This window comes from Bacillus sp. CGMCC 1.60114 (assembly GCF_042676365.1).
GTDB classification, from domain to species: Bacteria; Bacillota; Bacilli; order Bacillales; family Bacillaceae_G; genus Bacillus_A; species Bacillus_A rhizoplanae_A.
The window spans coordinates 1-2,492 of sequence record NZ_JBHTHG010000067.1 but is presented as its reverse complement, the minus strand read 5'-3'; the positions used below and the strand labels follow the sequence as shown (position 1 = coordinate 2,492).

The 2,492-nt window shown below is 32.7% G+C and carries 1 protein-coding gene; it reads left to right on the top strand.

The window, feature by feature from the left end:
* The first annotated feature begins 721 nt into the window (after window positions 1-721).
* Window positions 722-2,254 carry an alpha/beta hydrolase gene (locus ACFQZ1_RS11070; RefSeq protein WP_377882251.1) on the top strand — a complete coding sequence of 511 codons (1,533 nt, stop codon included), beginning with the start codon at window positions 722-724 and terminating at the stop codon, window positions 2,252-2,254.
* Window positions 2,255-2,492 lie beyond the last annotated feature (238 nt).

Here is a 2,492-nt window from a genome sequence, read left to right as displayed (position 1 = left end):
CCCCATGCCTATCAAACACGTCACAGAATTACATACTATCGTATCTATTTTTAATCCGAAATACAAAAAGAACTTGTAGAAATCACTACAAGTTCTTTTTAGGGTTAAAGTACATATTAGGGAAAAATAAATAATTTCATTAGACATACTAACTTTAGGGGTAATGCCTTAATGATTTTATTATTATATAACAAATATTAACATTTCAAGATTGTAATTTTGAAAGTTATGTGAATTATGTTAAGTGACAAAAAAGTTGCTTAATTTACAATAAAGTCCTTTAAAATATCTCATGTCTGATTCTCCTAGATCCTGTTTTCTAGAGTGTAGCTTCATGTAGAAAATTTTGCAACAGAACCTTATTCTTTATTATCTTTTTGTACCAGTCCCCCTTTTATAAATACTTTTTCAGTTCAAGCAAAGCATGAAATCAAAATAACATTCCTATTGGAATTTTATTTCATAATTACTGTATGATGCTGGTTTACCTTTAGTCAGTTATATGTGATTCCGTGCGACCCTTCCATTCCACTCAAAAAATCCAATCATAAAAAAAGAGGGAGAAGGCATTTTTTATTGAAGTTTGTTTATAATGGTCCTTTAACTTGTTACGGGGGATTGTAAAGTAGATTATTAATCTCTTTGATAATTTTTATTTTGCCTATAGTACTTGGCATGTTGTATTAAAAAAATTTTAATTTTGAAAGGAGAATCAATAAATATGAGTACGAAAAAACGAATAGGGAATAAGTTATTACTTGTCAGTACAATTTGTGTGATAAGTATTCCTTCTGTTTCATATGCAGAGGAAGTAATCTCACCTAAAAATTTCACAAGTTCTTCAAGTCTATATGAGGAGCGGAATACGGATATATTGAAAAAAAGTTTATATCCCGATACATATAATAATCCGTTCAACCACCAATTTATTTCGACATTAAAGGAAACAAACACAAATATAAAAGAAATAGACAATGTTGATGATGAAAATCCTGTTATATCTACTACTCTTAAATTTATCCGTTACATGCATAATGAAAATTATAAATCTGCATTTGATTTAACTTCTCGATCTTTACAGAAGATAATATCTGAAAAATGGCTGGAGAGTTATTGGAAGGGACTCCCGGTGCAATTACAAGCAGGTTCTTTTATGGGAATTGGAGAGGTAAGACAAAAAGAGACCAATTCCGTTCATACAAATGTAGAGATTGGATTAGTTTTTGAACACTTTACTGTACCTTTATTAATTAAATTAGATCCATCTGGAAAAATAGATGATTTTCAACTTAGCATGTCGTTTAGTCCTGTTGCAGAGCGTCCATCATATAGTAAGCCTGAATCATTTGTTGAAAAAGAAGTAGTAGTCGGAAGTGGGGCGTTTCCATTACCAGGAACATTGTCTGTTCCAAAGGGAAAGGGGCGTTTCCCAGCAGTTATTCTTGTTCAAGGATCTGGAGCTAGCGATCAGGATGAAACAGCGTTTGCTTTAAAACCATTTCGCGATTTAGCTGAAGGTCTTACCTCGAAAGGTATTGCTGTTCTTCGCTATAATAAACGAACGTATGAACATGGATTGAAAACACAATTTAGTCCTTTTTATACAGTTGATAAAGAGACAACGGATGATGCACTTCTTGCGGCTCGGTTTCTTCAAAATGAACCTATGATAGACAAGAATCAAATTTATATTCTTGGTCATAGTCAAGGTGGAATGATGGTTCCGAAAATGATTGAAAAAGATCAAGGTAAAAATATTGCTGGGGCAATTGTGATGGGAGGACCAGCCCGTACGATCCAAGATGTTGTTTTAGATCAATTTGAGTATCTTTTTTCTATTGGAGCAATGAAACCTGAAGAATATAAATTTTACAAATCGCAATTTGAATTATTAAATGATCCCAATTTCTCTAGTCAGAATCCTCCAAAAGATTTTCATTTAGGATCACCAGTATTTTGGGATTCTATCCGTAAAATTAAAGCAGCAGAAATGTCAAAAGAACAAAAGACACCGCTTCTTATTATTCAAGGAGAAAGAGACTATCAAGTTCAATCAAAAATTGAAATTCCTCTTTGGAAAGAACAATTAAAAGGGCGAGATAACGTTGATTATCGACTATATCCAAAGTTAAATCACTTCTTTACAGAAGGAGGTGGGGAATTAAGTAAACCGGATGAATATTATAGTCCTGCTAATATCCCTGAGTATGTTATAAATGATATTGCTGCTTGGGTGCAAGGAAGATCGAAATAAAACTAGCAACCATATTTTGGGTTATGGTGCAAAAACTTCAAAGTAATTACAAGTGGTTTTGGTGCAAAAATAATTCGCTAGAACCATATCCTATTAACCTTGAGGTTAAGCAGCTAACTTAAATAACTTATGAAGGTTCTGGTGCAAGAAATCTAGTAAACTTGGACATACTGATACTAGTACTCTAAAAAGGGGCGTGATCAGTATGGAAAAGCAAAATTTATTCAAGTGGAAACAT

Coding starts and splice junctions, on each gene's coding strand:
- ACFQZ1_RS11070 (WP_377882251.1), top strand. CDS start 722: ATGAGTACGAAAAAACGAATAGGGAATAAGTTATTACTTGTCAGTACA.